The organism is Saccharopolyspora gloriosae (genome assembly GCF_014203325.1).
Lineage (GTDB): Bacteria > Actinomycetota > Actinomycetes > Mycobacteriales > Pseudonocardiaceae > Saccharopolyspora_C > Saccharopolyspora_C gloriosae.
The window spans coordinates 3,356,224-3,382,869 of the sequence record NZ_JACHIV010000001.1; the positions used below are offsets into that span (position 1 = coordinate 3,356,224).

23 protein-coding genes are annotated in these 26,646 nt (G+C 72.3%); 10 read left to right on the forward strand and 13 right to left on the reverse strand.

The genetic code is table 11. The features are described 5' to 3' along the window. Window positions 1–8 precede the first annotated feature (8 nt). Window positions 9–1,004 (reverse strand): MsnO8 family LLM class oxidoreductase, encoded by a 996-nt coding sequence (locus BJ969_RS14845; protein ID WP_343071417.1) that lies wholly within the window; start codon window positions 1,002–1,004, stop codon window positions 9–11. 166 nt (window positions 1,005–1,170) lie between these two features. Here BJ969_RS14845 and BJ969_RS14850 point away from each other — a divergent pair, with 166 nt between their 5' ends. Then, the gene (locus tag BJ969_RS14850) at window positions 1,171–1,377 is read left to right on the forward strand and encodes a hypothetical protein (RefSeq protein ID WP_184479511.1); all 207 of its coding nucleotides are present in this window, start codon (window positions 1,171–1,173) and stop codon (window positions 1,375–1,377) included. A 68-nt stretch (window positions 1,378–1,445) separates the two neighbouring features. Then, window positions 1,446–2,336 (forward strand): universal stress protein, encoded by an 891-nt coding sequence (locus tag BJ969_RS14855; RefSeq protein WP_184479512.1) that lies wholly within the window; start codon window positions 1,446–1,448, stop codon window positions 2,334–2,336. Between the two features lie 123 nt (window positions 2,337–2,459). Here the strand turns inward: BJ969_RS14855 and BJ969_RS14860 are convergent, their stop codons facing one another. The 5 genes from BJ969_RS14860 to BJ969_RS14880 all read right to left on the reverse strand — a co-directional run bounded on the left by BJ969_RS14860 (window position 2,460) and on the right by BJ969_RS14880 (window position 10,325). Further along, a complete protein-coding gene (locus BJ969_RS14860; protein WP_184479513.1) occupies window positions 2,460–3,767 on the reverse strand; it encodes an amidase family protein in 1,308 nt (435 codons plus the stop codon). 146 nt (window positions 3,768–3,913) lie between these two features. Next, window positions 3,914–5,719 carry a hydantoinase B/oxoprolinase family protein gene (locus BJ969_RS14865; RefSeq protein WP_184479514.1) on the reverse strand — a complete coding sequence of 602 codons (1,806 nt, stop codon included), beginning with the start codon at window positions 5,717–5,719 and terminating at the stop codon, window positions 3,914–3,916. Then, complete coding sequence (locus BJ969_RS14870) at window positions 5,716–7,812, reverse strand: hydantoinase/oxoprolinase family protein (protein WP_184479515.1); 2,097 nt, start codon at window positions 7,810–7,812, stop codon at window positions 5,716–5,718. Before BJ969_RS14870 ends, BJ969_RS14865 begins: the two co-directional genes overlap by 4 nt. Window positions 7,813–8,527: 715 nt before the next feature. Then, window positions 8,528–9,286 carry an HpcH/HpaI aldolase family protein gene (locus tag BJ969_RS14875; RefSeq protein ID WP_184479516.1) on the reverse strand — a complete coding sequence of 253 codons (759 nt, stop codon included), beginning with the start codon at window positions 9,284–9,286 and terminating at the stop codon, window positions 8,528–8,530. 163 nt (window positions 9,287–9,449) lie between these two features. Continuing rightward, a complete protein-coding gene (locus BJ969_RS14880; RefSeq protein ID WP_184479517.1) occupies window positions 9,450–10,325 on the reverse strand; it encodes a LysR substrate-binding domain-containing protein in 876 nt (291 codons plus the stop codon). 175 nt (window positions 10,326–10,500) lie between these two features. Here BJ969_RS14880 and BJ969_RS14885 point away from each other — a divergent pair, with 175 nt between their 5' ends. Next, window positions 10,501–12,102 (forward strand): aldehyde dehydrogenase (NADP(+)), encoded by a 1,602-nt coding sequence (locus BJ969_RS14885; RefSeq protein WP_184479518.1) that lies wholly within the window; start codon window positions 10,501–10,503, stop codon window positions 12,100–12,102. Window positions 12,103–12,159: 57 nt separating this feature from the next. On the opposite strand, the gene BJ969_RS14890 is transcribed toward BJ969_RS14885, so the two are convergent. Then, window positions 12,160–12,552: a DUF5997 family protein gene (locus BJ969_RS14890; protein ID WP_184479519.1), complete on the reverse strand. Its 393-nt coding sequence runs from the start codon at window positions 12,550–12,552 to the stop codon at window positions 12,160–12,162. A gap of 60 nt (window positions 12,553–12,612) precedes the next feature. On the opposite strand from BJ969_RS14890, the gene BJ969_RS14895 reads away from it, so the two are divergent. Continuing rightward, the gene (locus tag BJ969_RS14895) at window positions 12,613–13,368 is read left to right on the forward strand and encodes a LysR substrate-binding domain-containing protein (protein ID WP_184479520.1); all 756 of its coding nucleotides are present in this window, start codon (window positions 12,613–12,615) and stop codon (window positions 13,366–13,368) included. A 105-nt stretch (window positions 13,369–13,473) separates the two neighbouring features. After that, window positions 13,474–13,953 carry a nitroreductase family deazaflavin-dependent oxidoreductase gene (locus BJ969_RS14900; RefSeq protein ID WP_184479521.1) on the forward strand — a complete coding sequence of 160 codons (480 nt, stop codon included), beginning with the start codon at window positions 13,474–13,476 and terminating at the stop codon, window positions 13,951–13,953. 259 nt (window positions 13,954–14,212) lie between these two features. Here the strand turns inward: BJ969_RS14900 and BJ969_RS14905 are convergent, their stop codons facing one another. From BJ969_RS14905 to BJ969_RS14920, 4 genes are all read right to left on the reverse strand, one after another. Beyond that, a complete protein-coding gene (locus tag BJ969_RS14905; protein ID WP_246456817.1) occupies window positions 14,213–15,028 on the reverse strand; it encodes an SAM-dependent methyltransferase in 816 nt (271 codons plus the stop codon). A gap of 256 nt (window positions 15,029–15,284) precedes the next feature. Then, on the reverse strand, window positions 15,285–16,409 hold the full coding sequence (locus tag BJ969_RS14910; RefSeq protein ID WP_184479522.1) for a DNA alkylation repair protein: 1,125 nt from the start codon (window positions 16,407–16,409) through the stop codon (window positions 15,285–15,287). 195 nt (window positions 16,410–16,604) lie between these two features. Further along, entirely contained in the window at window positions 16,605–17,483 is an 879-nt protein-coding gene (locus BJ969_RS14915; RefSeq protein ID WP_184479523.1) for a diacylglycerol kinase, read from the reverse strand. Beyond that, window positions 17,480–19,081 (reverse strand): FAD-binding oxidoreductase, encoded by a 1,602-nt coding sequence (locus BJ969_RS14920; RefSeq protein WP_184479524.1) that lies wholly within the window; start codon window positions 19,079–19,081, stop codon window positions 17,480–17,482. Before BJ969_RS14920 ends, BJ969_RS14915 begins: the two co-directional genes overlap by 4 nt. A gap of 17 nt (window positions 19,082–19,098) precedes the next feature. On the opposite strand from BJ969_RS14920, the gene BJ969_RS14925 reads away from it, so the two are divergent. The 3 genes from BJ969_RS14925 (at window position 19,099) to BJ969_RS14935 (ending at window position 21,714) form a co-directional block, all read left to right on the forward strand. Beyond that, a complete protein-coding gene (locus BJ969_RS14925) occupies window positions 19,099–19,665 on the forward strand; it encodes a TetR/AcrR family transcriptional regulator (protein ID WP_184479525.1) in 567 nt (188 codons plus the stop codon). A gap of 5 nt (window positions 19,666–19,670) precedes the next feature. Next, window positions 19,671–21,176, forward strand: a complete 1,506-nt coding sequence (locus tag BJ969_RS14930) for a glycerol-3-phosphate dehydrogenase/oxidase (protein ID WP_184479526.1) — start codon at window positions 19,671–19,673, stop codon at window positions 21,174–21,176. An 85-nt stretch (window positions 21,177–21,261) separates the two neighbouring features. Further along, entirely contained in the window at window positions 21,262–21,714 is a 453-nt protein-coding gene (locus tag BJ969_RS14935; protein ID WP_184479527.1) for a GNAT family N-acetyltransferase, read from the forward strand. Here BJ969_RS14935 and BJ969_RS14940 read toward each other — a convergent pair. Further along, window positions 21,698–22,555: a DUF6807 family protein gene (locus tag BJ969_RS14940; RefSeq protein WP_221315824.1), complete on the reverse strand. Its 858-nt coding sequence runs from the start codon at window positions 22,553–22,555 to the stop codon at window positions 21,698–21,700. The genes BJ969_RS14935 and BJ969_RS14940 overlap by 17 nt on opposite strands. Continuing rightward, window positions 22,540–23,673, reverse strand: a complete 1,134-nt coding sequence (locus BJ969_RS14945; protein ID WP_184479528.1) for a Gfo/Idh/MocA family protein — start codon at window positions 23,671–23,673, stop codon at window positions 22,540–22,542. Before BJ969_RS14945 ends, BJ969_RS14940 begins: the two co-directional genes overlap by 16 nt. A 288-nt stretch (window positions 23,674–23,961) precedes the next feature. Here BJ969_RS14945 and BJ969_RS14950 point away from each other — a divergent pair, with 288 nt between their 5' ends. Then, window positions 23,962–25,356: an MFS transporter gene (locus tag BJ969_RS14950; protein WP_221315825.1), complete on the forward strand. Its 1,395-nt coding sequence runs from the start codon at window positions 23,962–23,964 to the stop codon at window positions 25,354–25,356. A gap of 101 nt (window positions 25,357–25,457) precedes the next feature. Beyond that, a complete protein-coding gene (locus BJ969_RS14955; protein WP_184479530.1) occupies window positions 25,458–26,474 on the forward strand; it encodes a substrate-binding domain-containing protein in 1,017 nt (338 codons plus the stop codon). Window positions 26,475–26,646 lie beyond the last annotated feature (172 nt).

The following is a 26,646-nucleotide window of genomic DNA, read 5'->3' on the forward strand; positions in this document are numbered from 1 at the left end:
CGCGGTGATCAGCGCACCGCGGGGATCAGCCGCGCCAGGCGGCGGTACGAATCGAGCAGGGCGTCCTCGTCGTGGCCGCTGGTCGTGATGAGCAGCTCGTCGGCCTCCACCGCGTCCACGATGGACTGCAACCGGTCGCCGACCTGCTCCTCCGTGCCGTAGACGTGGCCGCGCATCGCGCGCTCGAAGTGCTCGCGCTCCTTGTCGCTCGGGCCACGAGCGAGGATTTCCGCCGCGGGCTCCAACGGCGGGAAGACGCCGTGCACTCGCGAGTACGCGGTGGACCACGCTTCCGGAACGAGGATGCGGCGCGCCTGCTCGGTGGTCTCCGCGACCGCGACGGAACGAGACAACACCACGTGCGGCCGATCCGACCAGGCCGACGGGCGGAACCGCTCGCGGTAGGCGTCGATCGAACTCCGCAGCGCGTCGTCCCCGCGCACGGCGGCGATCACCAGCGGCAGCCCGGCCACCGCCGCGAACTCGACGCCCGCCCCCGTGGCCAGTACGAACACCGGGATGTGCAGCCCCTCCGAGGGCACAGCGCGCACCGCGGACTCCGGGCCACCGGTGAAGTAGCCGAGGAGTTCGGCCAGCTGCTCGGCGAAGCGCTCCGCGGACTCGCGCCCGTGCCCCAGCGCCCGGCGCACCGCTGAGGTGAACCCGAGCGACCGGCCCAGGCCCAGGTCGATGCGGCCCGGGTGCAGCGATTCGAGGACGCCGAACTGCTCGGCCACCACCAGCGGCGCGTGGTTCGGGAGCATCACCCCACCGGTGCCGACCCGGATGCGCGAGGTCGCCCCCGCCACCGCCGCCGCCAGGACGGCCGGGGCCGCCCCGGCCACACCGGGGACGCCGTGGTGCTCGGCCACCCAGAACCGGTGGTAGCCGAGCGCCTCCGCTTCCACGGCGAACCGGACCGTGCGCGACAACGACTCCGCGGGAGCGCGCCCGCGGCGCACGAGCGAACGGTCCAGGACGGAGAAGCGCAGGGGTGCGGTCACACCGGTGCCAACACCGGCGGTCGGCGGCCGGATTCCCGACTGGCGCCGAGATCTCCCGGTCGACCGAACGGTCCGCTTTTGATACCCCGAATGGAGCAGTGCCCGGAATGAAGATACTCTCTGCATTCGATCAACACGTTGCGTATTCACAACAGGAGGATTCGCTGTGCCGACCTTGGCTCCACCAGCCCTCACCTACCAGTTGACCTGCGACGACACCCATGGCTGGGCGGCCGTGTACCGCACCAGCGGAGCGGTTCTGGAGTTCCTGGGCTTCCAGCGCCTCGACGAGGCCACCCTGCGGGTGCTGCGCGAGAACCCGGGCACCCACCGCGACGAGGACGGCATGCTCCGGTGCACGATCGCGGTCTGAGCACCCGGTAGCCGGTGCGCCGAACCTCCTGCACAGTCGGATGCGACGAGGACACGCGGGGGGACGAGATGAACGAGGCGCAGACCGAGCCGGTCGTGGTCGGCATCGACGGATCCGGGACCGCGCGACGAGCCGTCCGCTGGGCGGCGGGGGAAGCCGCGCGCCGGCGCACGCGCCTGCGGATCGTCTACGGCGACGTGTTCGCCGCACCCGCGATCCCCGGGCTGCGCAAGGCGCAGGCGCCGCCCGAAGTGGTCCGCGCCGACGTGGAGAAATCGCTGGCCGAGGCCGCCGAAGCCGCCCGGCGGGAAAGTCCGGAGCTCGCGGTGGAGACCGCCTCGCTGCCCGGAACCCCGTCGTCGGTGCTGATCGAGGAGTCGCGCCGAGCAGGACTGGTGGTGGTCGGGGACCGCGGGCTCGGCGGCTTCACCGGACTGCTCGCGGGCTCGGTCGCCGTGGCCGTCGCCGCGCACGGGCACGGCCCCACCGCCGTGGTGCGCGCGCGCAACGGGCACGAGCAGGAGGCGGCGCACGGGCCGGTGGTCGTGGGGCTCGACGGCTCCCGCAACGACGAGCGCCTGCTCGTGCAGGGGTTCGAGGCCGCAACCGGGTACGAGGCCCCGCTGCACGTCGTGCACGCCTGGAACCTGGTGGGCGTGGACGTGCGGCGGATGCGCGTGGGGCTGGCGGCCGACGAGATCCAGGCGGGAGAGGAACGCCTGCTGTCCGAACTGCTGAGCGGCTGGGGCGAGCGGTATCCGGACGTCGAGGTGCACCACCACGTCACCCGCGGGTCGGCGGCGGCGGAACTGCTGCGCCACGCCGAGCAGGCCCGGCTCGTCGTCGTGGGGGCGCGCGGTCGCGGCGGATTCACCGGCATGCTGCTGGGCTCGACGAGCCAAGCGCTGATCCACCACGCGCCGTGCCCGATCCTCATCGTGCGCGCCGCGAACGGCTAGCGCCGATCAGCTGGTCGCGGCGGCACGCGTTCTTGCGATGCGGGAGTCGGAACACGACCGGCCGGAGGTGGGACGCGACCGGGCGGAGGTGGGACGCGACCGGGCGGCTCAGGTCGCCGCGCCTCACGCGAAGGTCGACAGCTCCTCCACCGCGAGCGCCGCGCGCAGCGCGAGGTGGTCGTGCCAGCGCGCGGCGGTCAGCTGGATCCCGACGGGCATGCCCGAATCCGGGTGGCGACCGCAGGGAACGCTGATCGACGGCCCGCCGTACATCGACCAGACGTAGGTGAACCGGGCGATGCTCCTGGTGGAATCCGCGAGGTCGACCGCGTCGCGCCGCGGCACGTCCACCGGGATCGTCGGCGTCGCGATCACGTCGACCTCGGCGAACACGTCGTCCACCCGCCGCTGGAACGCGCCGCGCCACCGCCGGGCCTCCTGAGCGCGGTGAGGCGGGACGTCGTGACCGAGCCGGATCCGGCGCAGCACATCGGGATCTAGGGTTTCCGGGCGCAGCCGCACGCGTTCTTCGTGCACTTCGGCCGCCTCCGGGTACATCATGTCGAGCATCTGCCGCTGCGCGATCTCCGCGTCCGGGACCTCGATCCGCCGCGGTGCGCCCCACACCTCGCGCAGCGCGTCCAGCGCGGACCGCAGCACGCGCGCCACTCCCGGTTCGACGTCGTCGAAGAAGGCGTTCGCGGGCACGCCGACGCGCAGGTCGCCCGCTGCGCCAACGAACGCGGACTCCACGGGGATGCGCTCGGCGTCGACCGACGTCGGGTCCGCCGGATCCCACTCGTCCAGCGCGGCGAGCACCGCCGCCGCGGTGCGCACGTCCACCGCCATCGGGGACACGGCGTCGAACGACGGGCTCACCGGGAACACGCCCAAGTTCGAGACCCGGCCCAGGGTCGGGCGGACGCCGACGATGCCGTTCACCGCGGCCGGGACGCGCCCCGAACCCCCGGTGTCGGTGCCCAGCGAGGCGGCGCACATCCCGGCCGCCACCGCGACGGCGGAACCGCTGCTGGAACCGCCCGAGATCCGCGCGTGGTCCCACGCGTTGCGGCAATCGCCGAAGGTGTCGTTGCGGCCGACGACGCCCATCGCGAACTCGGCCATGTTGTTCTTCGCCAGGACGACCGCGCCCGCCTCCCGCAGCAGGCGGGTCGCGGTCGCGTCGGCCGCTGCCGGAGTGCTGCTGTGATGGGCCGAACCCGCCGTGCTGACCACCCCGGCGACGTCGATGTTGTCCTTGACGGTCACCGGCAGCCCGTGCAGCGCACCGTCCGGGCCGGACGCCGCGTCGAGCCGATCCGCGTCGCGCAGCGCCTGCTCGTCGAGCGTGGTGATCAGCGCGTGCAGCGCGGAATCCTTCGTGGCGGCCAGTTCCAGCCGCGCCTCGACGAGGTCTCGGATCGACGTCACTGAGCTCTCCTCACGATGACGCCGGTGGGCGGAGGCGCGTCCACCGGCTGGTCCTCCCCCGGCGCGGACGTGCCGGGGGTGGTGCTCCGCGCGCAGCGGCCGCTCACCGGCGGAAACCACCGCGGTCCCGCCGGTGAGCGGCGCGCTCAGCGCGCGGAGCGCAGTCGAGCCGTCGCCGCCTCGTCCACCGCCGAGGCGGCCAGGTCGATCTCCACCCCGTAGTGGGTCCGCGCGTCGTCGACCGAGACGAAGTCGTCCAGGACGTCCTCCAGCACGGTCGCGGCGTCGCGCTCGAACGGATCGCCGTACCCGCCGCCGGAGGGCAGTTTGATCTCCAGCGTGTCGCCCGCGGCGCACTTCTCCTGCGTGACCTTCGAGTGCAAGGGCTCTTCGCGGTCGGTGCCCGCGTTGCGGGTGAACGATCCGGCGCGGCCCGCGTGGCCGCCTTCGAGGCCCTTGGGCGGGTCGTTGCGGTTGTCGGCCTCCGACCCGATGAACGTGTCGGTGAGCATCTTCCACTTGCGCACGCTGCCGATCCCGCCGCGGTAGCGCCCCGGCGCCGGTGGCTCGTCGCGCAGCTCGTAGCGCTCGGCGATCATCGCGTGGTTGAGCTCCAGCTCCTCGATCGGGTTGTTGCGGGTGTTGGCCATCAGCGAGTCGACGCAGTCCATGCCGTCCTTGCCGTTGCGCCCGCCGTAGGAGCCCTCGTTGATCTCGATGTAGACCCAGTACGACTGGCCGTCCTCGGCCAGCCCCGAGTAGGCGATGGCGCACAGCGCCGCCGACGAACCCGCGACCGCCCGGTCCGGCAGGACGTCGGACAGCGCCAGGTTGATCGAGTCGAAGATCCGGTTGATCTGGGAGAACCGCGCGAAGCACGACGCCGGGAAGTCCGGGTTGAACAGCGTTCCCTCCGGCGCGTACGCCTTCGCCGGACGGAAGCAGCCGTCGTTCTGCGGGACGAACTCCTCCGTCAGCGCCTCGTCGAGCAGCAGCGTGCGCACCGCGGAGGCCACGGTCGGCAGCACCGAGCCCTCGAACGGCACGTTGAACGCGGTCGGCACCTGCCCGTGGGAGCCGGTGAGATCGACCACGACGTCGTCGTCCTCGACCTTCACCCGCACCGAGACCTTCAGCGGTACGTCCCGGTTCTTGCCGTCGTCGTCCAAGTAGGACTCCGGGGCCACGTACTCGCCGTCCGGGATCTCCCGGATCTTGCGGCGCAGCATGTCCTCCGAGTAGTCCATCCACTTGTCCGCGGCCGACATCACGACGTCGAGCCCGTAGCGGTCGAGCAGTTCGAGGAACCGCTTCTCCCCCAGCCGGGAACAGGCGATGAGCGCTTCCAGGTCGCCCGCGTTCTGCTCGGGAGTGCGCACGTTGTCCAGGATGTGCTGGATCAGCGCCTCGTTGCGCACGCCCGCGTCGTAGATCTTCATCGAGTCCATCAGCTTGCCCTCGGCCCAGACGTCCACGACGTCCATGCACAGGCCGGGGAAGTTCCCGCCGATGTCGGAGACGTGACCGGTGCAGCCCGCGAAGCCGATGTGCACGCCGCCGAAGAAGATCGGGATCATGATCCCGTAGTCGGGCGAGTGCGCCGCCCCGTGGTACGGGTGGTTGTGCAGGATGACGTCACCGGGCCGGTAGGTGCCCGCGAGCTTGCGGTCGATGCCGCGGATGTAGGCCGGGATCGATCCGCAGTGCATCGGCGTGGAATCCGACTCGCACAGCTCCCGGCCGTTCGCGTCGAAGATGCCCGCGCCCAGGTCTTCCGATTCCCGGATCAGGCTGGAGTACGCCATCCGGTAGAGGATCTGCGCCATCTCCTTGGCGATGCTGTTGAGCGCACCGCCGATCACCCGCAGGGTGATCGGGTCGACGTCGACGGTGGTGAAGTTGCGGGGTGCGACTCCGGCGAGCGACACGCCGGCGGGGTCGAGCGCGGTCACCGCTGGCCTCCTTCGGTGCTGACGGCGGTTTCGATGATGATGTGACCCACCCGGTCGATCGTGGCCGTCTGCTGCGGGCCGACGATGGTCGTGGAGTCGAACTGCTCGACGATCGCCGGTCCGGCGAAGACGTTGCCCGCCTTGAGCAGCGCGCGGTCGTAGACGGGGGTGTCGAAGGTCTTCGGCTGGTTGTCGGCGGTCCAGAACAGCGCCTCGGTGCTGCCCTTCACCGCGGCCGACGCGTCCGGACCGCCCGCCTCGACGTCGGCGAGCGGCACGTGGCCGACCTTGCCGACCGCCGCGACCCGCACGTTGACCAGGTGCACCGGCTTGTCGTCGAAGCGCTGCGAGTAGGTCCGCTCGTGCACCTCGTGGAACGCCTCGGCCGTGCGGGCCACCCATTCGGCGTCGATCTCGCCCGGCGGGGCGGGCACGCGCAGTTCGTAGCCCTGCCCGATGTAGCGGCAGTCCAGGCTGCGCTCCAGCACGATCTCCGAGGGGTCGAGTCCGTCCCCGGCGAGCTGCTCCACCGCCTGGGTGCTGAGCCGGTCGAACTCCGCCGCGATCCGGTCCAGGTCCGGGTCGGTCGACGACGTCCACACCGTCGCGGGCGTCTCCACCCGGATGTCGGTGCTGAGCAGGCCCATCGCAGAGGCGATGCCCGGGTGGTGCGGCACGATCACGCGCGGCACCCGCAGCTGCTCGGCGATGTGCCAGGCGTAGAGCGGCCCCGCCCCGCCCTCGGCGACCAGTGAGAAGTCCCGCGGGTCGTAGCCCTTGCGCACCGAGTGCAGGCTGATCGCCTCGGTCATGGCGTGCGCCAGGATCTGGAAGATCCCGATCGCGGCCTGCTCGACGGAGGTGTCGAGCTTGCGCGCGATGTGCTCGTCGATCGCCTTGGTCGCCAGCTGCGGGTCCACGAACATCGAGCCGGACAGGAAGCTGTCGGCGCGCAGCCAGCCCATCGCCACCATCGCGTCGGTGCTGGTGGGTTCGGTGCCGCCCCGCGCGTAGCAGGCCGGTCCCGGTGTCGCGCCCGCGCTGCGCGGCCCGACGCGGAACATGCCGCCCGCGTCGACGAAAGCGATGGATCCGCCGCCCGCGCCGATCGTGTCGACCTCCGCCATCGGCACCATCGCGTGGTAGTCGCCGATGCGGGTGTCCAGCAGGTGCTTCATGCGCAGCTTGCCGTCGGGGGCCACGCCGATGTCGGCCGAGGTACCGCCGACGTCGAGGGTGATGACGCTCGGATGCCCGGACGCGGCGCCGATCGCGCAGCCGCCGAGCAATCCGGCGACCACCCCGCTGGTGAGCAGCAGCACCGGGTTGTCCGCCGCGAGCCGCGAGGAGATCAGCCCGCCCGCCGAGGTCATCAGCCGGATGTCGCCGCGCACCCCGGCGTCGCGGGTCGTCTCGGCGAGGTTGTCGATGTAGCCGGACACCCGCGGGCCGACGAACGCGTTGAGCGCGGTCGTGGAGAACCGCTCGTACTCCCGGTACTGGGGCGCGACCTCGCTGGAGAGCGAGACGAACATGCCGGGGCACTCCTGCTCGATGATCCGCTTCACCGCCTGCTCGTGGACGGGATTGCGGTAGGAGTGCAGGAAGCACACCGCGATGGCCCGCACGCCGCTGCTCACGAGCTCCCGCACCTGCTCGCGGACCGCGTCGAGGTCGAGGGGCACCAGCACTTCGCCCGCGGCGTTGATCCGCTCCGGCACCACCCGGCGGTTGCGCCTGCGCACCAGCTGCCACTTCTGCCACGGCAGGTCCTGGTACGACGAGTAGTTCAGCGGACGCTTCTTGCGGGCGATGTGCAGGATGTCCCGGAAGCCCTCGGTGGTGATCAGGCCGATGTCGGAACCGTTGTGCTCGAGCACGATGTTGGTCGCGACCGTCGTCCCGTGCAGGAACTGGTCGAGGTCGCTCACCGAGATGCCGACCTCGTCGGCGAGCTGCTGCACCCCGTTCACCGTGGCCAGTGACGGATCCTGGGGCGTGGACGGGATCTTGTGCACGGACACCGATCCCTCTTCGTCCCAGTACATGAGGTCGGTGAAGGTGCCACCGACGTCCACTCCGATGCGCTTCATTGCGTGGTCTCTCCTAGCCGGGTGACGCTGTCGTGGGCCGTTTCCCACCGCCGCGCGCGGACTTCGCCGCTCGGGTGGCGCGTGGGGACGGGCCGAGATCTCAGCGGTGGGCGACTTGCCGGGGTGATCGCTGCGCGGCGGGGCCGCCGCCGTCGAGGCGCTGGTCGACGACCGCGCCGGAGGGGTCCCCCGTCCGAGGCCGCGCATCGCCGGTTCCCCTGCCGAGGAGGTGGCGGTGGTCGGAAGAATGCCGTGCGACGGCGGGGTCGCACGAACGCTCTGGCTGGCCACACTGCACGGCCACAGCGGCACCTCCTGTGAATCGGCGCCCCGAGCGGATCGAGCCGTGCCGCCGAACAGGGCCGGCCCCGACCTCCGGGTTGGCGTGAAGTATGCGGCGAACGGAGCAGCGAATCAATACGTCGGACATTTTTCGTCGGCGCGACCGGCGGAGTGCCCCGCGGCGTCGACGCGGCGTCGACGCCGCGATCCGATCAGCCCAGCGCCCGTGGACCGAACGGTCGCGACCGTCGATCATTTCGAATCAGCCCGGAAACGGTCGCGAGCCCCATCAGTCGATCTTGCCGAGCTTGACCGGCCACCGACGAGGAGAATCCTTCGCCACAGACCCGAGGCGCCTGGGCGCGAACTTCGACTGAGGGCCATCCGCGCGACGGCGACCGATCCTTCAATTGTCTGATGTTTAGTGCGCGGTTCAGCTGCGCGCGTCGTCCAGGTGCGCGCGGGCGACCTGCTCCAGGTGTTCCAGATCCGAGGACACGCTGGCGAAGGTGAACCCCTCGGCCAGCCGCCGCGCCGCCGTGGCGCCGTCGGGCGTGTGGATGCCGACGGCGATCCCGGCCGCGTCGGCCGCGGCTCGGACCCTGGCCAGCGCCGCGTCGAACTCGGCGGCGACCGCCGGATCGTCCGGGCGTGCCGCGCCCACCGCCAGCGCCATGTCCGCCGGGCCGATGTAAACCCCGTCCAGACCGGGCGTTGCGCAGATCGACTCGACGTTCGCCAGCCCCAGCGGCGTCTCGATCATCGCGAGCACGACGACGCTCGCGTCGGCCTCCGCGGGGTCGGGGCCGATGCGCAGGCTCGACCGCATCGGCCCGTACGAGCGGATCCCGCCCGGCGGGTAGCGGGTCGCCGCGACCGCGGCGGCGGCCTGCTCGGCGTCGTCCACCAGCGGGACGATGATGCCGCGCGCGCCCGCGTCGAGCGCTCGGCAGATCGCGGCCCGGTCGTGCGAAGGGACTCGCACGACACCGGCGGCACCGGCCGCGGCGTCGATCGCGATGAGGCCGTTGAGCACGCCCTGGTAGCCGAGCAGCCCGTGCTGCCCGTCCAGGCACACGTAGTCGTAGCCCGCCCTGGCGAGGCGCTCGGTGGCGGGCGGGGCGTCGAGCATCACCCAGTACCCGAGCACGGTTTCCCTGCTGCGGATCTTGCGCACGAAATCGGCGGTCATGCGACCCCTCCCCGTCGGCGTTCCCGCACTGGCCGATCGATTGAAGCACCCGGTGCGCCGCCCAGGACTGCTCCGATCTGGTTCCACGAAGCCGATTTCCACCAGAAGGAGTACTTCAGTCCACTGTGGACATCAAGGGCCCGCGCCGCGCCCGGCGTTCGGCTCACAGCAGCGCCAGCAGCGCGCCCAGCGCCGGGTTGTCGTTGGCCCCGCGCCACGCCAGGTGCAGCTCCACCGGCTCCGGATCCGGCAGCTCCACGGGGCGCAGCACCACCCCGTCGAACCGCAGCAACGTCGCCGTCGACGGCACCAGGGCGATGCCGAGCCCGGCCCGCACCAGCGCGAGCACCGTGTGCACCTGGCTGACGTGCTGGGTGTAGTGCGGCGAGACGTGGGCTTCGCGGAACACGCTCACCAGCAGCTCGTGGAAGTAGCGCGCCTCCGTCGGCGAGTACATGACGACGTCCGCCGCGTCGAAATCGGCCGGGCCCAGCGGTTCCTCCGCCTCGGCCAGCGGGTGACCGGCGGGCAGCGCGGCCAGCAGCGGTTCCGCGAGCAGGCGGCGCGACTCCAGCTCCGGGCGCGTGATCGGCGGCCGGACCAGGCCCAGGTCCAGCGCGCCGGAGGAGAGCATGTCGAGCTGTTCCCGGGTCACCAGCTCCCGCAGCACCACGTCCACGTGCGGCAACCGCTCCCGCGCGGTCTCCAGCACGCCGCCGAGCATCCCGTACGCCGAGGTCGCCGTGAACCCGACGCGCACCACCCCGGCCTCACCACCGGGCACCCGCCGCACCGCCAGCGTCGCGTTCTCCGCCTCGTGCAACAACCTGCGGGCATCGCGCAGGAACGCCTGCCCCGCCGGCGTGAGGCGCACCGCGCGGCCGCTGCGGTCGAACAGCCGCACCTGCAGGTCCCGCTCCAGCAGCTGGATCTGGCGGCTCAGCGGTGGTTGGGTCATGCGCAACCGCGCGGCGGCGCGGCCGTAGTGCAATTCCTCGGCGACCGCGACGAACCCGGCGAGCTGGTTGAGCGTGAACATGCGGTACCCGCCTCCTGGTGCGCGATGCGCTTCCCGCATCGGTCGATGCTCGATTGGAGTTGGACACGCATCGATCGCGGATCCTAATGTCCTGACTGGCGAGTTGTGCCCGCCGCCGGTCGCCGGTGCGCCCGCAGCCGCCGCCGAACCGCCCGGACCAAGGAGGATTCACCGCATGACCACAGGCCACACCGCCACCGACCTCACCGGGCGGATGCTGATCGCGGGCACTCCGGTGTTCGGCGAGGGCGAGAAGATCCGCGCGGTCGACCCTGGAACCGGGGCCGAACTGGAACCGGCCTACGGGCACGGCGGCCAGGCGGAGGTCGAACGCGCGTGCGCGGCGGCGGAATCGGCGTTCGAGATCTACCGCGCCACCACCTTCGAGCAGCGCGCGGTGTTCCTGGAGACCATCGCCGACAACATCGAGGCGATCGGCGACGCCCTCTCCGCTCGTGCGCACGCCGAAAGCGGCCTGCCGCTGGCGCGCACCACCGGTGAACGCGGGCGCACCACCGGGCAGCTGCGCCTGTTCGCGCAGGTCGTGCGCGAGGGCAGCTTCACCGGCGCCCGGATCGACCCGGCGCTGCCCGATCGCGCGCCCGCACCGCGCGCCGACATCCGCCAGCGCAAGATCCCGCTGGGACCCGTCGCCGTGTTCGGCGCCAGCAACTTCCCGCTCGCCTTCTCCGTCGCGGGCGGCGACACCGCCTCGGCGTTGGCCGCCGGATGCCCCGTGGTGGTCAAGGCGCACGACGCCCACCCCGGCACCTGCGAGCTCGTGGCGCGCGCGATCAGCGACGCCGTCACGTCCTGCGGGCTGCCGGCGGGCACGTTCTCACTGCTCTACGGAAGCGGTCCCGGGCTGGGCACCGCGCTGGTCACGGATCCGCGGATCCAGGCCGTCGGGTTCACCGGCTCGCGCGGCGCGGGGCTGGCGCTGACCGCCGCGGCGCATTCCCGGCCGCAGCCGATCCCGGTGTACGCGGAGATGAGCAGTATCAACCCCGTCTTCCTGCTGCCCGGCGCGCTGCACGCGCGGGCCGCCGAGCTCGGCGGGGAATTCGTCGGGTCGCTGACGATGGGCTCCGGGCAGTTCTGCACCAATCCCGGCCTGGTCGTCGCGATCGACGGCCCCGAGCTGACGGCGTTCCTGGACAGCGCGGCCGACGCGGTCTCCGCGTCCGCACCGACCCCGATGCTCACTCCGGGCATCGCCCGCTCCTACGCGGCCGGAGTGGAGGCGCTGGCGGCCAAGGGCGAGGTGACCGTGCTGGCGCGCGGGCAGGAGTCCGACGCGCCCCAGTCCTGCCGGGCCGCGCTGCTGGTCACCGACGCATCGGCGTTCCTCGACGGCGAAGGACTGGACGAGGAGGTGTTCGGCTCGTCCTCGCTGGTGATCCGCTGCCGCGACGCCGACGAACTCCGCCAGGTCGCCGCCGGGCTGGAAGGCCAGCTCACCGCGACCGTGCACGCCACGGCCGAGGACACCGGCGAGGCGGGCGCGCTGCTGCCGACGCTGGAGCGCAAGGCCGGCCGAATCCTGTTCAACGGCTGGCCCACGGGCGTCGAGGTCGGCCACGCCATGGTGCACGGCGGGCCGTTCCCGTCCACATCGGACTCCCGGACGACGTCGGTGGGGACGTTGGCCATCGACCGCTTCGTACGGCCCGTGGCCTACCAGGACGTGCCTGCCGAACTCCTGCCCGGAGTGCTCGCCGACTGCAACCCGGAGAACATCTGGCGCCGCGTGGACGGCGAACTCGGCAAGCACTGACCCGATCGGTCCCGACGGCCTCATCCGCGCCTCGTGCGAGGTGCGGATGGGGCGCCGTCAGGAACGGTTCTCGCGCTCCTCCGCCGCCTTCTGCTTGGCGCGGGCGTTCTCCTTGCGGACCTCGGCCTGGGTGGCGCGCTCCTGCTCGAGCCAGTCGGGGCTCTCCGCCTTCAGCGCGTCGATCTGCGCGGTGGTCAGCGGTTCGGTGATGCCGCCACGGGCGAGACCGCCGATGGAGACGCCCAGCCTCGCCGCGACCACCTGGCGCGGGTGGGGACCCTTGTGGCGCAGTTCGCTCAGCCACTCCGGCGGGTCGGTCTGCAGGGCGTTGAGCTCGTCGCGCGAGACGACACCCTCCTGGAACTCCGCGGGGGTGGCTTCGAGGTACACGTTCAGCTTCTTGGCCGCGGTCGCGGGCTTCATCGTTTGGGGGGTCTTCTGCGACGTCATGGGGTCCAGGGTATCGACCGGGCCCGCGGTACCTGCGATGACGCCCGGTAGCCTGGCCTGGTGGCAGGCTCGGTCGACTCATCGTCGTTCGCACTCGCGTTCGTCCCAGGGGTGACGCCCGGCAAGTGGGTGCGGATCTGGAACGAGCGGCGACCGGAAGTCCCGCTGAACCTCGTGGACACCTCCGCCGCCGACGCGGCGGACCTGGTGCGCCGGGGCGAGGTCGACGCGGTGCTGCTGCGGCTGCCGACCGACCGCTCGGGGCTGCACGCGATCCCGCTCTACACCGAGACGACCGTGGTGGTCGTCCCGAAGGACCACCTGGTCGCCACCGCCGACGAGATCACCACCGACGACCTCGCCGACGAGGTCGTGCTGCACCCGCTCGACGACGCGCTCGGCTGGGAGGGCCCGCCCGGGCTCCCCGCGGTGGAACGCCCCGCCACCACCGGAGCCGCCATCGAACTGGTGGCCGCGGGAGTGGGACTGCTCGTCGTCCCGCAGTCGCTGGCCCGGCTGCACCACCGCAAGGACCTCACCTACCGGCCGGTGACCGACGCCCCGCAGTCCCGCGTCGCGCTGTCCTGGCCGGAGGAGGAGACCACCGACCTGATGGAGGAGTTCATCGGCGTGGTCCGCGGGCGCACGGTCAACAGCACGCGCGGGCGACGGCAGGAACCGGCCCCGGCCAAGCGCGACCGCTCCGGCGGCGACGCGAAGAAGTCCCCCGCCCGCAAACCCGCCGGTGGACGGCCCCGCCCCGGCTTCGGCGGACCGAAGGGCGGCAAGCGGGGCAAGCCGCGCCGACGCCCGTAGCCCTTCCACCGCCGTGCGGAGCGCCAGCACCTGCGTCGGAAGCGGCGAACAGCGACGGTGGGCCCGTCAGCCCGAACTCCGCACCGGACGGGATCGAGGTGGGCCATGTCGACCGCACTCGGGCGAGCCGGGGCGAAGGTGCTGCGCAACCGCGTGCTGATGCGCGCGCCGATCGCGCTCTACCGCGCCCGCCTCGGGTTCCTGCTCGGCTCACGGCTGCTCATGCTGGAGCACCTGGGCCGCAAGTCCGGCGTCACGCGCCGCGTCGTGCTCGAGGTCATCGGGCATCCCGCGCCGGACGTCTACCTCGTCGCCTCCGGTTTCGGCACGCGAGCGCAGTGGTACCGCAACGTGCAGGCGCATCCGCGGGTCCGAGTCTCGGTGGCCCGGCACCACCGCGCACCGGCCACCGCGCGACGACTGCCCGCGCCCGACGCCGACGCGGCGATCACCGACTACGCCCGCAGGCACCCCCGAGCCTGGGCGAAGTTCAAAACCGTCCTCGAGAACACGCTCGGCACGAAGATCACCGAACAGGACACCGCACTCCCCATCCTCGAACTCCACCTAGACCGAACCCCCTGACGAGCCCGACTCGTCAACCGTCCCCAAGCTGCGCCCGACTCGTCGTTCAGACCGAGCAGGGTTCTCGTCCTGCGTCTTGTCAGCGGCGAAGCCGCTGAGCAGCGACCGCCAAAGCAACCGGCACCGCCGCGGGTTCTCAGCGGGATTCTCGCGAGGACAGCTTTTTCCCTCGTGGCGGAGCCACTTGGGAAAAAGATCCCGCAGCGAGAATCCCGCTGAGGTTCCGCCACCCGCCCCCTACGCAGAGCGAGACGGGAAATCAGGGTTTCCGGGCGATTCCGCCGTACATTGCTATGTCGGCGTCGGGCACCGACAGGTGCTCGTCGTCGTCGGGGCGCCACTTGTGCATCTGCACGAGGCCCGGGTCGACCAGTTCCAGGCCGTCGAAGAACCGCTCCGCGGCGGCCTTGTCGCGGAACCGCATGCTCTCGCCGTGCTCGTGGTAGGTGTCGGTGACCTTGGCCAGCATCTCGGGCGCGAAGTCGTCGGTCGCCACCGTGGCCGCCACGTAGCTGCCCGAGGGCATCGCGTCGATGATGCGGCGCACCACCGCCAGCGCTTCGTCGTCGTCCTCGATGAAGTGCACGATCGCGATGAGCATCAGGCCGATCGGCCGGTCCTGGTCCAGCGTCTCGTGCAGCTCGGGTGCCGCGAGCAGGGCTTCGGGTTCGCGCATGTCGGACTGGATGTACGCGGTGCGGCCCCGCTCCGCGCTGGTCATGAGCGCGCGGGCGTGGGCGAGCACGATGGGGTCGTTGTCGGTGTAGACGACCCTGGTCTCCGGCGCCACCTCCTGCACGATCTCGTGCAGGTTGGGCGGAGTGGGGATGCCGGTACCGATGTCGAGGAACTGGCGGACACCGCATTCCTGCGCGAGGAACCGGGCTGCTCGGTGCATGAACGTGCGGTTCGCCCGCATGTGCACGCCGAGCGCGGGCCAGATCTGCAAGGTCGCTTCGGCCGCGGCGCGATCGACGGCGTAGTTGTCCTTGCCACCGAGGATGTAGTCGTAGATCCGCGCACCGTGGGCGCGATCCGTGCGCAGGTCCACTTCCGGGCGCATTCCGTCCGCCATCGTGCTCCCACCTTCGTCCAGCTCAGCTCAGGTGCCCCCGACAGGCACTGCCCGACGCTCCCGGAACGGGCCCCGCTTCCAGCACGTGGAACGAACGACCCGCCGCGGTGCTCCTGGCATATGCAGCATCCCACGATCACCCCCGCGTGATCACGACGGGCGCCCCACCGGATCTCGGATCGGATCGCGATCGGTGCCACGGAGCCGACGAATCGGGACGCGCACGACGAACCGGGCGGCGCCGGCCCTGCCGGGCTCAGCCCGCGTCGACCGGTTCCGCCGCGGGCAGCAGGGTGAACTCGGCGCGCCCCGAGCGGACACCGTTGACCTGCAATTCGATCCCGTGCAGGCCCGGGTGGTAGCGCCGGGTCGTCAGGACGCGGAACGGGTGCGCGCGGGTCAACTCGACCGTCTCGCCGGGCGCGACGGTCCGGGTGGTGAGCTTGAAGGTCTTCGCCGTCCGGCTCCCGTCGGCCTTGCGGTGGTGCACGAGGTAGTCGATCACCAATCGGGCCGGTTCGGGTTCCGGGTTGTGCACGGAGGCCGTGAAGGTCAGCGCCGCACCGATGGCAACCTCGTCGGCGGCCAGTTCGGGGCCGGTCACCTCGACCCGGACCGGCGGGAAGCCCAGCAGCCGCAAGGCTTCCGGATGTCCGCGCTTGACCAGGGTCCGCAGCCCGTGCCGCACCAGGCGCGGGGTGTTGGCGTCGGGTTCGGCGAGCCACTTCGCGGCGGTCGAGGTCACCAGGTCGGGATCCACCCGACTGAGGTCGTTGAGGTGGTTGGCGACCGAGCGCCGCACGTAGTCGCTGTCGTCCCGGTAGAGCTCCCCCAAGATCGGCAGCGTCGACGAGGGCTCGGAGAGCAGTCGCGGCACCCGCACCGCCCACGGCAGGTACGGGCGGGTTCCTTCCGAAGCGAGCCGCCGCACGCCCTCGTTCTCCGACCTCGTCCAGCCGGAGATCACCGCCAACGCACGGTCGAGGTCGTGGTTCAGCAGGGAGCGCAGCGCGAACTCGGAGCTGAGCCGGTCGGTCAGCTCCGCCAGCAGCGCCACAGCGTCGTCGAACGCGGCCGCGGCATCGTCTCGGATCGCCCTGGCCGCGACCGCGGCGGTCACCGGCCAGATCAGCCATCCGGTGAACGTCGGAGCGCGCCGCGCCGCCGCGCGCACGACGTCCGCGAACTCGTCGTAGCCGTCCGGCAGGTCCGCCAGCAGCGCGTCCCGCAGGAGATCGCTGCGTTCCCGCAAAGCCAGCGGCGGCAGCGCCGGACCGGCCGCGCGCACCGCGGGCAGCTCCGCGTCCGGCAGGACCACCCGCAGCGCCGCGGTGAGCTCCTGGACGGTGCGCGCGCCGATCAGTTCCTCGGCGAAGGGCATGGGACGGCCTCCCGGTCGTGGCGGAACCTCGACGCCGCGGCCGGCCCCGTGCCCGGCCCGCGCGTGAACGTCGAAGGTCGCGCGACGGTACCGCCGACCCCCGACAACGCCCGGCGATCCGCGCGCCGGAGTCCGACGACCGTCGAACCGTGTTCCGGCAAGCGGACCCGCACCGGGAATCCCCACGTGGCCGGACTAGACCGGCACAAGCGCCTTGGCCGCGAGCGGGACGCATTCGCACGTCACCGGCAGCTTCTCGAAGCGCTCGCCGTCGGCGTAGCCCGTGACGCCCGGCGTGGACAGGCGGACCCGGCTCGCCCGGTAGGTCGTGACCTGCGCGTGCTCGACGTGCGTGCCGGGGTAGATCGTCGGCAGCAGCCGCACGATCTGGTCCCGCCGGGCGGCCCCGATGACGGTGACGTCGAACAGGCCGTCGTCGATCACGGCGTCCGGGCAGATCCGCATGCCGCCGCCGTAGGTCTGGCCGTTGCCGACCGCGACCAGGATCGCCTGCGTGGACACCTCCCGGCCGTCGAGCTCCAGGACGTAGTCCAGCGGGCGCAGCGCCGCCAGCTCGACGAGCATCGCGAGGTTGTAGCGCAGCTTGCCGCGCGGCCACTTCAACCGGTTGGTGCGCTCGGTGACCAGGGCGTCGAAACCGCCGGCGAACGCCGTGCCGAACCAGCGGTCCCCGACCCTGCCGAGGTCGATCGGGCGGACCGCGCCGTCGAGCACCACCCGCGCGGCGGCGATCGGGTCGTGCCGCGCAACCCCCAGCATCCGGGCGTGGTCGTTGCCCGTTCCCGCCGGGATCACGCCGAACGGCGTGTCCGTCCCGGCGACCGCTTGCAGCGCGAGGTTGACGACGCCGTCGCCGCCGCAGGCCACCAGCGCGCCCGTGCCCGACTCGACGGCCCGGCGCGCGAGCACCAGCGAATCCGCCTCGTCCCGCCCCACCAGGACGGAGGTCGACACCCCGGACTCGCGCAGGTAGCGCAGCGCGCGCAGCGCGACCGCCGGTGTGCGCCCCTGGCCCGAGCGCGGATTCACCAGCATCGCGATGTCGGTGATCACGGGATCAGCTTGCCCGGGTTGAGCACGCCCGACGGGTCCACGGTGGACTTCACGGCGCGCAGCACCGCCACGCCGAGCTCGCCGATCTCGTCGGTCAGCCACTCGCGGTGGTCCAGGCCCACGGCGTGGTGGTGGGTGATGGTGGCGCCGGATCGGCTGATCGCGTCGCCCGCCGCGCGCTTCGCCTGCCGCCATTGGGAAACCGGTTCGTCACCGCGTCCGCAGGCGATCGTGAAGTACAGCGACGCGCCGGTCGGGTACACGTGCGAGATGTGGCACATGACCAGTGGCGGAGTGCCCTGAGCCTGCAGCGATTCGGTGAGCGCCTCCCGCACCGCGTTGCAGGTCTCCTCCAGCCGGGACCAGGTGCTCGCGGTCTCCAGCGTCTCCACCAGCGCGTTGACGTCGAGCAGCGCGTCGCGCAGGTACGGGCCGTGGTAGCGGCCGTGGTCCCACTTCTCGGCCGGAGCGGCGCCCAGCGAGGTGCCGCCCGACTCCGACAGCAGCTGCTCGACCCGCGCGCGCACCGCGATCCGGGAGCCTTCGTAGCGCGTGATCATCAAGCAGCCGCCGGACTGCTCCCCGCCGCCGACCTCGTGGGCGGTGGCCAGGTTGATCATCGTTTCCAGCTCGTCGGAGAGCCGGGCCACGGTGGGCAGCGCGCCCTCCTGCGCCAGCACGCGCAGCGCCTTCGCGCCGGTGGCGAAGTCCGGGAACGACCACGCCGCGGACTCCACCTCCTGGGGCTTCGGGTGCACCCGGACGGTCACCTCGGTGATGATGCCCAGCGCGCCCTCCGACCCGAGGAACAGCTGCCGCAGGTCCGGCCCGGCCGCCGAGGCGGGAGCCCGGCCCAGGTCGAGCTCACCGGTGGGGGTCGCGACGCGCAGCCGCACCACCATGGCGTCGAAACGCCCGTACCCCGCCGAGGCCTGCCCGGACGAGCGGGTCGCCGCGAAGCCGCCGATGCTGGCGTGCTCGAAGCTCTGCGGGAAGTGGCCGAGCGTGAAGCCGTGCCCGGCCAGCAGCTCCTCCGCCTCCGGGCCGCGCAGCCCGGCTTGCAAGGTCGCGGTCTGCGACTCCGCGTCGAGGTCCACCAGGCCGTCCAGCAACCGCAGGTCCAGCGCGATGACCGAGGCGAACCCACCGCGCTCCGGCTCGACGCCGCCGACGACGCTGGTCCCACCCCCGAAGGGGACCACCGCCACCCGGTGCTCGGCGCACCGCGCCAACAGCTCGCACACCTGCTCGTGAGAGCCGGGCAGCACCACGGCGTCGGGCGCGGAGTCCGCGTCCCCCGCCCGGCGGCGCAGCAGGTCGGGAGTGCTCTTGCCGCCCGCGTGCAGCAGCCGCGCGTCGTCGTCGGTCCGCACGCCGTCGTCGCCGACGATCGCGACCAGCGCGGAGCGGACCTCGTCCGGCAGGCGCGACTCCCCGACGCGCACTGCGGACCGGTCCACCGACGGCGTGTCCCGCCGCACCACACCGAGGCCCTGTTCGATCAGGGTGCGCATCTCCTCGGGCACGGGGCTCGCCCCGTCGGCGGTGCCCCAGGCGTTCCACTCCTGCTCCGGGGTGCGGTGCTCAAGCTCAGTCATGCGTTACAGTTTTACACATGACGTCAAGTCGTAACGATGACGCTATCCTCGACGCGGCGAAGCAGTGCGTGCTCGCCGTCGGCATGCGCCGCACCACGCTCGCGGAGATCGCCCGCAGAGCAGGTGTGAGCCGCCCGACCGTCTACCGGCGGTGGCCGGACGTGCGGACCCTGTCCGCGGACCTGCTCACCCGTGAGCTCGTCGCGCTGCTGCCGGCCGACACCGGCGACGGTTCGCGCAGGCACGGCATCGACGGGATCGTGCGCACCGTCTCGGCGGCCCGGCAACACCCGCTGTTCGTCAAGATCCTCGAAACCGACCCGGAACTGCTCAGCACCTACGTGTTCGACCGGCTCGGCGCCAGCCAGCAGCGCATCCTCGAAGTCCTCACCACCGCGATCCGCAGCGGCCAGGCCGACCGCACGATCCGCTCCGGCGATCCCGACGAACTGGCCGCGATGGTCCTGCTGCTGGTGCAGTCGGCGGTCCTGTCCGCCCGCATCGTCTCCGACGCGCTGCCACCGGACCGCCTCGACGCGCAGCTGCGCACCGTGCTCGACACCTACCTCCGTCCCGAGGAGTGACTCCGATGACCTCGCTGAACGCCGCCCGGCGCACCAAGGACCTGACCGAACTGGCCGAGGGCGGCCAGGTCGACGTGCTCGTCGTCGGCGGCGGCGTGACCGGCGCGGGCGTCGCGCTGGACGCGGCGTCGCGCGGGCTGAACGTGGTGCTGGCCGAGAAGCACGACCTCGCCTTCGGCACCAGCCGGTGGAGCTCGAAGCTGGTGCACGGCGGACTGCGCTACCTGGCCTCCGGCAACGTCGGGATCGCCTACGAGAGCGCCGTCGAACGCCGGATCCTGATGGAGCGCACCGCACCGCACCTGGTCCGCCCGCTCCCCCAGCTGGTGCCGCTGGTCGCGGGGGTCGGGGCGAAGCAGGCGGCGCTGGTGGCCGCCGGGTTCGTCGCGGGCGACCTGCTGCGCCGCGGCTCCGGGACGCCCGGATCGGTCCTGGCCGCACCGCGCCGGGTCTCCAGCGTCGAGACGCGGCGCATGGTCCCCACCGTCCGGCAGGACCGGCTGCGCGGCGGGCTGCTGTCCTGGGACGGCCAGCTCGTCGACGACGCGCGCCTGGTCGTCGGAATCGCGCGGACCGCCGCGGGGCACGGAGCGCGAATCCTGACCCGCTGCGCGGCCGAGCAGGTCACCGGCGACGGCGCCGTGCTGCGGGACCGGCTCACCGGCGAGACCGTCGACGTCCGCGCCCGGAAGGTGATCAACGCCGCCGGGGTCTGGGCCGGTGAAGTGGCGCCCGGACTGCGCCTGCGCCCGAGCCGGGGCACCCACCTGGTCGTGTCCGACGCGGTGTTCGGCGGGCTCGACGCGGGCCTCACGGTGCCGATCCCCGGCACCACCAACAGGTTCGTGTTCGCGCTGCCCGCCGGCCACGGCAGGGTCTACATCGGACTCACCGACGAGGAGCAGGACGGCCCGGTCCCCGACGTGCCGACGGCCTCCGCCGAGGAGATCACCTTCCTGCTCAAGACGGTCAACTCCGTGCTGGCGCGGCCGATCCGCGAGGACGACGTGCTCGGCACCTACTCCGGCCTGCGCCCGCTGCTGGACGGCGGCGACGGGCAGAGCTCCGACCTCTCCCGGGAGCACGCGGTGATCACCGGGGACAACGGCGTGATCAGCGTCGTGGGCGGGAAGCTGACGACCTACCGCAAGATGGCGCAGGACGCCGTGGACGCCGCCGCGCTGACCGACCGGCCGTGCCGCACGAAGAACCTCCCGCTGGCCGGAGCCGCGAACCCCGTCCAGCTGTCCACAGTGGATGCTCCGACCCGGCTGGTCTCCCGCTACGGGACGGAAGCGGCGGCCGTGGTCGCGGAGGCCGGCGGCGATCGGCGGCTGCTGGAACCGATCGACGACGTGGACGTCACCCCGGCCGAACTCCGCTTCGCGGTGCGGCACGAGGGCGCGCTCGACGCGTCCGACCTGCTCGACCGCCGCACCCGCCTCGGCCTGGTCGCGGCCGACCGCGACCGCGCCGCGAACGCCGCCGAGGAAGCCCTGCGCGCGGGCTGACCGGCATCGCGGGCCGCCTCTGGCATGCTGGACGTCGCTTTGCAGTGGCCATGCTCGATCCGGCGAGGCGAAGGGGTTTTCGCACATGCTCGACGACATCACCGTTCGCAGCGCGGTCCCGCAGGACTACGACGTGATCGTGGGCGTGGTCGACGACTGGTGGGGACGCCCCGCCTCGCGGGACCTGACCAGGGTCTTCGTCGACCACTTCGGTTCCACGAGCCTGATCGCCGAGGCGGGCGGCACGATGGCCGGATTCGTCATCGGCTTCCTGTCGCCGTCCGACCCGGCGGTGGCCTACATCCACTTCACCGGTGTCGCCCCGGAGTGGCGGCGCTCCGGGCTGGCCCGCGACCTCTACGAGCGGTTCTTCGCGAGGGCGCGCGACGACGGCCGGACCGAGGTCAAGGCGATCACCTCGCCGCAGAACGCGACGTCGATCGCGTTCCACCGAGCGGTGGGGTTCACGGCCTCCGACCCGATCCCGGACTACGACGGGCCTTCGCTCGACCGCGTCGTGTTCACCCGCGCGCTGTGAGCTCCGCACCTGCGCCGCCCGCCCACCGCTCGACGGCTCCGCCGTCGAGCGCGCCGTCGGCGACGAGCACCCGCAGGCCGCGGTGCAGCGCGCCGCCCGGCTCCAGCAGGACCGCGTCCGGGGCGGCGAGCTGCGAGCCGACGCCCGGGTAGTCGCCGACGCGGACGAACCACGGATCGGCCCGGGTCGCCGCGTCGGTCCCGGTGAACACCAGGGTGTGGTCGCGATCGACCCAGGCCAGCCAGGGGGCGGCGGCGCCGTGCACCCGCTGCTCCCCCTCTCCCGCTTCGGTGCGCACCCGGGGCGCGACCGCGGGCGGCAGGCGCCAGAAGAATCCGCCGTAGCCCGCGCCGGGGCAGCCGTTCGCGGCAGGCCCGGCGAGCCGCAGCTCCCGGCCGGTGGCGTTGGTGAGCGCGGTGGTCATCTCCAGTTCCCAGCCGTGCTCGCTGAGCCGCGCCCGCACCCGCCGGTGCTCGTCGAGCAGGTGCTCACCGTCCGCGCCGCACCAGCGCGACCGCTCCTCGAAGGCGTCCTCGCGGACGTCTGCCAAGCCGACGCGCTCGATCCGCCCGTGATCGTCGAGGTCGACGTAGCCCCGGCCGCGCACGAAGGTGGGGCCGCCCCACAGGTTCCAGCCGCCCACGTCCTGCAGCGCGACCGAGAAACCCTGGTGCCACGGGTGGTCCGCGGGCCGGGCGTCGGTCACGGTGCTCCCGCCCAGGGTGCGGATCGGGTGCAGGTGCGGACGCGGCCCGAGGCGTGCGGGCAGCTGCGCGCCGTCGACGCACTCGGCCACGACCGCACCGGCCAACCGCAGCCTCGCGATCATCGGTTCCGCCACGACGGGTCAACTTCGGACAGCAGCAGCATCTCGTCGGCGGCGCGCACGACGGCCTCGTCCACGCCGGTCACCACGAATCGGGGGTGTGGTCCGACGCGATCGATCCACCGCCGCGACGGGGGGATCTCGCGCGGTTCGGGTGCGGTGCGCACCGCCTCCAGCACCTGCATGAACGGGCGGGTCGCCGCGGGCGGCACCAGCAGCGGGACCGATTCGTCGTGCACGTGGGCGATGAGGTTCTCCAGCAGGCCGGTGAACCCGTGCGCGCTGGTCCGCACCCGTCCGCCTGATTCCAGCCGGACCAGGCCCGTCCGGTATTCCAGGACGATCCGGCCGCTCGTGCCGTGCACCACGACGTGGGGCTCCACCTCGCCCTCCGCGCACAACGTGCCCGCGACGGTGATCGTGGTGCCGCGCGCGGTGATCAGCCGCAGGCAGGAGGTGTCGTCGGCCTCGATCGGATTCGCCCGGTACAGCTCCACTTCCCAGTCCCGCAGCCGTTCGTCGCCGCGCACCCCGTCGAGGGCGAGCGCCGTCGCGATGGCGTGCGCGAACGGGTTGGTCAGCGCGCCGTCGACGACCGCGACGCCCTCCAGCGAACGCCGCCCGGCCCACGGCGCGCGGGCGTAGTACGCGGCGTCGCGCTGCCACGCTCCCGCCGCGCCGATCCCCCGCACCTCGCCGATCGCGCCGTCGTCGATCAGCGCGCGCACGTGGCCCAGCGCCAGCGAGCCGAGGCTCTGGAAGCCGACCTGGCACGCGCGGCCGGTGACCGCCAGACCCGCGGCCAGCCGGTCGAACTCGGCCAGCGTCGGCGCGGGTGGTTTCTCCAGCAGCACGTGCGAACCGGACTCGGCGGCCAGCAGCGCCAGTTCGGCGTGGGTGTGGATCGGGGTGCACACGATCGTCACGTCCGGCCGGACCCGGTCGAGCAGGTCCCGGAGGCTCGGCAGCACCGGGACGTCCCCGGCGAGGTCGTCGTCGGCGTCCTCCGGCGGACGCGGATCGCAGATCCCGACCAGCCGCGCCCCCGCACCGCGCAGGCGCCGGAGTTCGCGCAGGTGCCAGCGCCCGTGGCCGTGCATGCCCGCCAGGACGACCGTGGTGGTGCCGCTCATCGAACCTCGCAAGGAATTCGCCGGGCCCCCGTCGGCGCGCATCGTAACGATCGAACGACCACTCCGGAAAGCGCATTCCGCACATTGGCGCCGTGACCTGCGCCTGATCCGCCGTCGCGATGCCGCCGACGAGAACCGGGGTGTTGACAGCTCGATCCGGTACTTGTTCCATCTGGAAAGCGCTTACCCAGACCGCGTGCGCGCAAGCCCGGCCGATTCGGCCGCATGGCGGCCTGCATCCCGCTGATCGGAACAACGACGTCACCGGATCATGCCGAGGAGAACACATTGACCAGCGATACCGGGGAATCCCGCCCGGAAGCACCGAAGGATTCCCGCAGCACCTCCAGGAAAGCGGCCGCCAGCGGCTGGATCGGCAGCGCGCTGGAGTACTACGACTGGTTCGTCTACGCGCAGGCCGCCGCGCTGGTGTTCCCCAGCATCTTCTTCCCCGAGGGCGACCCCACCGTCGCCCTGGTCGCGTCGCTGGGCACCTACGCGGTCGGCTACGTCGCCCGCCCGATCGGCGCGATCGCGCTCGGGCACTGGGGTGACCGCCGGGGCCGCAAGAACGTGCTCGTGCTGGCGATGCTGCTGATGGGCCTGTCCACCTTCGCGGTCGCGCTGCTGCCCACCTACGGCCAAGTCGGCATGTGGGCGCCCGTGCTGCTGGTCCTGCTGCGGTTCGTGCAGGGGTTCGCGGTCGCCGGGGAGCTCAGCGGCGCCAGCGCCATGATCGTGGAGAACGCGCCGTTCGGGCGCCGCGGCTACTACGCCAGCTTCAGCCTGCACGGCACCCAGGCCGGGCAGATCATCGCCGCCGCGATGTTCCTGCCGCTGTCGGCGTTCCTGTCCGACGAAGCCTTCGACTCGTGGGGCTGGCGAGTCCCGTTCCTGCTCAGCGCGCTGGTCGTGCTCGCCGGGTACGTCATCCGGCGGCGCGTCGACGAGAGCCGGATCTTCCTGGAGGAGAAGGAGGAACGCCGCCGCGAGCGGCCCCCGTTCGTCCAAGTGCTGCGGGAGAGCGGCATGGACGTGGTGCGCGCCGCGTGCATGACGCTGGTCAACGTCATCGGCGTCGTCGTATCCGTGTTCGGCGCCGCGTACGCGACGCAACCCGGCTACGGCATCGAGATGGACAAGAGCGTCTACCTGTGGATCCCGGTGGTGGCCAACCTGGTGGCGCTGGCGTTCATCCCGTGGTTCGCGAACCTGTCCGACAGGTTCGGCAGGCGCCCGCTGATGATCGTGGGCTCGCTGGGATCCGGCGTGCTGTCCTACGCCTACCTGTGGTCGATCAGCCAGCAGAACGTGGCGCTGACGATCGTGCTGGCGATCCTCACCTGGGGACTGCTCTACCAGGTGTGGAACGCGACGTTCGCGGGCTTCTTCCAGGAGCTTTTCCCCGCTCGCACGCGGGTCACCGGGTTCGCCATCGCCCAGAACCTGGGGCTGGCGATCACCGCGTTCCTGCCGAGCATCTTCACGCTGGTCGCACCGCCCGGATCGGCGAACGTGCCGTTGATCGTCGGCACGCTGTGCTTCGCGATCACAGTCGTCGGCGCCGTCGCCGCCTGGTCGGCGAGGGAGACCCACCGCATCCCGCTGGAGCAGCTCGGCACCAAGGACGCGAAACCGGTTCCCCGCGCCGAGTTCGACCGGCGCCGCGCGGAATCCCGCTGAGCGCGTGGGAGCCCGGCGCGCCGGGCTCCCACGCGGATCTCCGGACGTCCGGCGCCGGGCGCTATCCTCGGAATACGCATTCCCCGTGGAAGGAGCGCCCGGTGCCGGCACGTGCAGCGACCCTCACCGACGTCGCCAAGGAAGCGGGCGTGTCGCTCGCGACGGCGTCGCGCGCGCTCAACGGCAGCGAACGCGTCGTCCGGGCCGAGCTGCACGCCCGCACGCTGGAAGCCGCCGCCCGGCTCGGCTACACGCCCAACGCCCAGGCCCAGTCGATGGCCCGGGGCTCCACCGACCTGGTGGGACTGCTGGTCAACGACATCTCCGACCCCTACTTCTCCACCATCGCCGCCGGGTTGGCCAACGCCGCCGAGCAGCACGGGCTGCTGGTGATGCTGTGCAGCACCGGCGGCAGGCCCGAACGCGAGCTGGAGCTGCTGGCGGCGCTGCGGCGCCAGCGCGGGCGCGCGATCGTGCTGGCGGGCAGCCGCACCAACGACCGCGCGCACCTGCGGGAGCTCGCCGCGCAGGTGGAACCGTTCACCGAGTCCGGCGGGCGGGTGGCCGCGATCAGCGAACCCCGGCTGCCGGTCGACACCGTGGTCGTCGACAACCGGCGGGGCGCCCACGACCTGGCGGTGGAGCTCGCCGCGCTCGGCTACCGGCGTCCCGCCGTCCTCACCGGACCGGAGCGCCTGCTCGTCTCGCGCGACCGGCGGGACGGTTTCACCGCGGGCTGGCGGAAATCCGCCGACGGAGAACCGTTCTTCCTCGCCGAGGAGTTCACCCGCGACGGCGGGTTCCGGGCGATGCAGCGACTGCTGGACGAGCACCCGGAGGTCGACTGCGCCTTCGCCATCAACGACCTGATGGCGCTGGGCGCGATGGCGGCCTGCCGGGAGCGCGGCGTGGACGTGCCGGGTGATCTCGCGGTCGCGGGGTTCGACGACATCTCGACGCTGCGCGACGTCACGCCGGGGCTGACCACGGTCCGGCTGCCGCTGACCGAGATGGGCGGCATGGCGCTGGACCTGGTGCTCAACGAGGCGGACGGCAAACCGCGCCGCCGCAAGGTGCGCGGCGAGGTCGTGGTGCGGGAGAGCACTCCGCGGCGTTGACGCGGTCTCCCCGACCGGAGCGGTGGCGGAACCTCGGGTCCTGCCTTGGAACCTCTCGTTCCAGGTGAGCGGTGTTCTTGGCCGACGGGCCCCACGAGGCTCCTCGGGAGTGCGGCCCTGCGTTGCGCCTCGGACCGGTGATCCTGCCGAGCGGCCGGCAACGCAGATCTGG

Coding starts and splice junctions, on each gene's coding strand:
- BJ969_RS14855 (WP_184479512.1), top strand. CDS start 1,446: ATGAACGAGGCGCAGACCGAGCCGGTCGTGGTCGGCATCGACGGATCC.
- BJ969_RS14870 (WP_184479515.1), bottom strand. CDS start 7,812: ATGAAGCGCATCGGAGTGGACGTCGGTGGCACCTTCACCGACCTCATG.
- BJ969_RS14875 (WP_184479516.1), bottom strand. CDS start 9,286: ATGACCGCCGATTTCGTGCGCAAGATCCGCAGCAGGGAAACCGTGCTC.
- BJ969_RS14880 (WP_184479517.1), bottom strand. CDS start 10,325: ATGTTCACGCTCAACCAGCTCGCCGGGTTCGTCGCGGTCGCCGAGGAA.
- BJ969_RS14885 (WP_184479518.1), top strand. CDS start 10,501: ATGACCACAGGCCACACCGCCACCGACCTCACCGGGCGGATGCTGATC.
- BJ969_RS14890 (WP_184479519.1), bottom strand. CDS start 12,552: ATGACGTCGCAGAAGACCCCCCAAACGATGAAGCCCGCGACCGCGGCC.
- BJ969_RS14900 (WP_184479521.1), top strand. CDS start 13,474: ATGTCGACCGCACTCGGGCGAGCCGGGGCGAAGGTGCTGCGCAACCGC.
- BJ969_RS14905 (WP_246456817.1), bottom strand. CDS start 15,028: ATGGCGGACGGAATGCGCCCGGAAGTGGACCTGCGCACGGATCGCGCC.
- BJ969_RS14910 (WP_184479522.1), bottom strand. CDS start 16,409: ATGCCCTTCGCCGAGGAACTGATCGGCGCGCGCACCGTCCAGGAGCTC.
- BJ969_RS14920 (WP_184479524.1), bottom strand. CDS start 19,081: ATGACTGAGCTTGAGCACCGCACCCCGGAGCAGGAGTGGAACGCCTGG.
- BJ969_RS14925 (WP_184479525.1), top strand. CDS start 19,099: ATGACGTCAAGTCGTAACGATGACGCTATCCTCGACGCGGCGAAGCAG.
- BJ969_RS14930 (WP_184479526.1), top strand. CDS start 19,671: ATGACCTCGCTGAACGCCGCCCGGCGCACCAAGGACCTGACCGAACTG.
- BJ969_RS14935 (WP_184479527.1), top strand. CDS start 21,262: ATGCTCGACGACATCACCGTTCGCAGCGCGGTCCCGCAGGACTACGAC.
- BJ969_RS14945 (WP_184479528.1), bottom strand. CDS start 23,673: ATGAGCGGCACCACCACGGTCGTCCTGGCGGGCATGCACGGCCACGGG.